General features: G+C 46.1%; 2 protein-coding genes. Both read left to right on the forward strand.

Annotation, left to right across the window (positions count from 1 at the left end):
• The first annotated feature begins 69 nt into the window (after positions 1-69).
• On the forward strand, positions 70-1,209 hold the full coding sequence (locus A3751_RS04855) for an exonuclease SbcCD subunit D (RefSeq protein ID WP_068452863.1): 1,140 nt from the start codon (positions 70-72) through the stop codon (positions 1,207-1,209).
• Positions 1,206-4,265, forward strand: coding sequence for an AAA family ATPase (locus A3751_RS04860; RefSeq protein ID WP_068452867.1), 3,060 nt, complete (start codon positions 1,206-1,208; stop codon positions 4,263-4,265). Before A3751_RS04855 ends, A3751_RS04860 begins: the two co-directional genes overlap by 4 nt.
• The last annotated feature ends 103 nt before the right edge of the window (positions 4,266-4,368 follow it).

Here is a 4,368-nt window from a genome sequence, read left to right on the forward strand (position 1 = left end):
AGCCATAAATACACTTGGCACTCTGATTGCTTTAGGTGTTTTACAAAAAACATAAAAGGAAATTACTTTATGAAGTTTATACACACCTCTGATTGGCATATCGGACGCCAGTTTCACAATGTGTCTTTGCTGGAAGATCAGCGACACATACTGCAACAGCTCATCGAATACATTAGAGAAGAAGCCGTTGATGCACTCGTCATTGCGGGCGATATCTACGACCGATCTATTCCTCCGGCTGATGCAGTAGCTCTATTGGATGAAGTACTCCATACCGCATGTATAGATCTAGATGTTCCGGTTATTTTAATTTCTGGCAATCACGATAGCGCTGAGCGATTGCGTTTCGGGTCGCGTCAGCTGAAAAAAGCAGGCTTGCACATCCTAGGCGACGTTAATGATGTATGCGAGCCCGTGCTAATCGGGAGTAATAGGCATACTGTCGCGTTTTATGGAATTCCGTACTGTGACCCAGAAACCGTTAGAAATACAACGGGAGAGGCTGTCTCGACTTACGATGAGGCTCACACCTTGTTGGTCGATCGCATCAATGACAGCAGGCAGAAGGATATTCCAAGTGTACTTATCAGCCATTGCTTTATGGATGGTGCAGAAGAATCAGATTCGGAAAGGCCGTTGTCAATCGGCGGTTCAGATCGCGTCAGCTATCAGCCTTGTATAGATTTTGATTACGTAGCACTCGGTCATTTGCATGCCCCTCAATATCGGGGTGAACACCACATTCGCTACTCCGGATCATTGCTCAAATATAGTTTCTCCGAACAGCATCAAAAGAAAGGCGTCACATTGGTAGAGCTTGCAGATACCGGAGTATCAACCAAACACCTTCCCTTAAAACCATTACGCGATATGCGCGTTCTTGAAGGTGAACTTGAAACCATTATTCAACAGGGAAAAGTCGATCCGAATGCAGATGACTACTTGCTTGTAAGACTGACCGACAAACATGCGATTTTGGACCCAATTGCCAAATTAAGAGAGGTCTACCCCAACGTTCTTCAACTCGAAAAACCCGGAATGCTAGGTATACAAGAACAACCAGTCAATCGCGAAAAGTTAAAGCGAGGCGAACTGGATATGTTTCGAGATTTCTTTCAACAGGTTCAGGGTCAGGAGCTTAGTGGCGAACAAGAGCAGGCTCTCACTGAAACCATCGCTGAGCTGCATAAAGAGGAGGTCAATGTATGAAGCCGATTAAATTGACGATGCAAGCTTTCGGACCTTTTGCCGGCAAAGAAATTATTGATTTTTCTCATTTAGGTAACAATCCGCTTTTTCTAATCAATGGGCCAACTGGTGCAGGCAAGAGCTCAATATTGGATGCGATTTGCTTTGCCTTGTACGGCCAAACGACAGGGGCAGAGAGAGACGGCTCCCAAATGCGATGCGATCACTCAGATATGGCCCTATTGACGGAAGTAAGCCTAGAATTTGAACTGGGAAAGAAGCGGTTTTTTATTCGACGCGTCCCAATGCAAGAGCGCACTAAAAGCCGCGGAGAAGGAACGACGACTCAACAACCCGAGGCGCAGCTAAAGGAGCTTGACGGCTCTGACGAAGGCCGCTTAATCGTCTCTAAGAGCGTCGCGGAAGCAACGAACGAAATAAAACGATTGATCGGTTTAGGAGTCGAACAGTTTCGTCAGGTGATGGTATTGCCGCAGGGTAAATTCCGCGAACTCCTGATGGCGGACTCAAAAGAGCGGGAAGGGATATTTAGCCAGCTATTCGAAACGCACATCTACAAGAAGATAGAAAATCGATTAAAAGAGAAGGCAAGCGGAATTAGTCGAGACGTTGCCGCGCATGAGAATGAGGTTAAAGGCATTCTTAAGTCAGCAGACGTATCCGCAGAGGTAGAGCTGGATGAAGAGCTCACTAATTTGAAGGAAGGTGTTACTTCGGCCAAAACTCACAAAGAAAAGGCCGAATTTTCTTTGAAGAAAGCACAGAAAGAAAAAGATGACGCAGATACGCTCGCAAAGCGGTTTGAAACGTTTGAGGCTAAGCAACAAGAAAAGAACGCAAAGCTGCTGCAGTCCGATACGATAGATACCAAGAAATCTCAATTACAACGAAGCGAAAAGGCTCAAGCGATTTACCATGTTTACGCAGCGCAAAAGATGGAAAGCGAGAAACAGAAATCTCTTAGCGCTCAATGGCAACGCGCCAGTGATTCATTAGTCTCAGCGAGAGAGGACCACCAAAAATCCGCGACAGAAAGAGGCAAAGCGAAAGAAGCGGCCTCTGCACTGGATGGTTTGAAGCAAGCAAAAGCTGAGCTTGACCGACTTGAGTCGGTTAACAACGAACTTGTTAAAGCAGAAGCAGACTTTGGCAGAGCCCAGGCCAAGTCTAATAAAAGTCAAACAGCGCTAGTACAAAAGAAAGCGGAGCTTGCAGCGCTTGATGACGAGCTGGATGAAAAAACAAAACTGTGCGATCAGCTAAATAACAAATTAGAGATTTATACAAATGCCAAGTTAGAGCACCAGACACTTCAAAAGAAAGTCGAAGAATGCGCAAAGCGAGATCAACTGAAAGAAAGGATTAATAACGGCAAGGAAAAGGTTGATCAGGCAGAGAAAGACCGCCTAAACAGCCAATCAGATTGGGAGCACGCCAAAAAGCAAACTCTTAAAATAGAAATGCGCTGGCATGCTAGTCAGGCCAACTTATTAGCTCGGCAATTAGAGGAAGGAGAACCCTGCCCTGTATGCGGAAGCGCAGAACATCCAAATCCTGCTCACGGGAACGATGACGATTTAGTTAGTAAGAGTGATGTGGAACAGTCGCGTATTTCAGAGGCGAACTTGCTCAAGGTGCTAGAGCAGAAAAGGGAGACGGTAGCCAAGTACTCCAGTCATTTGGAGGTACTTAAGAGCCAACTATCAGAAGCTGAGAACAATCTGGGTCAAGATGCGAGCAAAACCCTTGAGCAAGTTTCAAACGACTTTGATTTAGCTACTCAGAATATAAAGAGTCTTGATCATAACCGGTCTCAACTTCAAGAGATGACGAGTCGTATACAACACATTCGAATCGAGCAGTCAGAAAGTAAATCCGACTTAAGTCGCCTGGAAGCCAATGCCAATGATGAAAAGCAGGCAGCGACCATTGCACAGAGCCGTTTGGGTCAGTTACAAGAACAAGTCCCACAAAAATATCAGGCCCCTGGTACGTTGCAGGCAGAGACCTCTAACTTAACTAAACAGATAGAAGGTATTGATAGTCGCCTTGAAAAGGCTGAGAGTGCTTTTCAGCTTAGCCAATCTGCATTGGATGGAGCCACCTCTGCAGAGCAAACGCTATCAGCCCAACACAGCACTCAAGAAAAACAAGCAGAAGGCTCCTTGTCTGCTTGGACTAAGGCTTTGGACGAAAGCGAGTTTGCAGATGAGCAAAGCTTCTTCTCTGCCCGATTGGATACAGAGCAGCAACAAGTATTGAGGGCTTCGATAGACCAGTATCGATCTGACATAGATAGCCTAGATGCCGTCATCAAGGCATTAGAACACGAGCTGAAAGATAAGGTTAAACCAGACCTATTAGCCATAGATAATAGCTTAGCGGAAGTGAGTAGGAGCTTTAAAGAGTCAGACGATTTATGGCGTGGTGAGGAAGCTCGATTTAAGCAACTTAACTCCTTAAAACAAAAACTCATTGCAGCCCATAAGAAAAGCGAAAGCTTCGCCAAACAGTACGCGGTCCTCGGAACGCTCAGCGAAGTCGCAAGTGGCAGTACGGGACAAAAAGTAAGCCTGCAGCGCTTCGTTCTTAGCGTCTTATTGGATGATGTCTTGATCCAAGCGTCACAACGGCTCCAGCTGATGTCCAAGGGGCGGTACCAGCTGGTCCGCAAGGTAGATAGAGCGAAAGGCAACAAAGCCTCAGGCTTAGAGCTAGAGGTCGAGGATGGCAATACCGGTAAGTCCCGCTCGGTCGCTACGCTTTCTGGCGGTGAATCCTTCATGGCTGCCCTCTCTCTAGCCTTAGGCCTATCTGATGTAGTGCAATCATATGCTGGCGGTATCAAACTCGATACGCTCTTTATAGACGAAGGGTTTGGAAGCCTAGACATGGACTCTCTGGATGCAGCTATACAAGTGCTTATTGATCTTCAATCGACTGGTCGTACGATTGGCATCATCTCACATGTTACTGAACTAAAAGAACAGATGGCCTTGCGCGTCGAGGTCAAAAGTGGAAGTGCCGGTAGTCATGTTTCGACAGTGGCCGCTTGAGAACGATAAAAAAGGACAAACGAATGATAAACACAGATCAGGCAAGAGAAATATTAAAAAGTGCATTTCCTTTTACCGAGATGACCACGAAGTATATAGCGAG

The sequence above is a fragment of the Oleiphilus sp. HI0080 genome (assembly GCF_001635135.1).

Excerpts from the sequence above, each read along its gene's own strand:
- A3751_RS04860 (WP_068452867.1), top strand. The coding sequence starts at position 1,206 with ATGAAGCCGATTAAATTGACGATGCAAGCTTTCGGACCTTTTGCCGGC.
- A3751_RS04855 (WP_068452863.1), top strand. The coding sequence starts at position 70 with ATGAAGTTTATACACACCTCTGATTGGCATATCGGACGCCAGTTTCAC.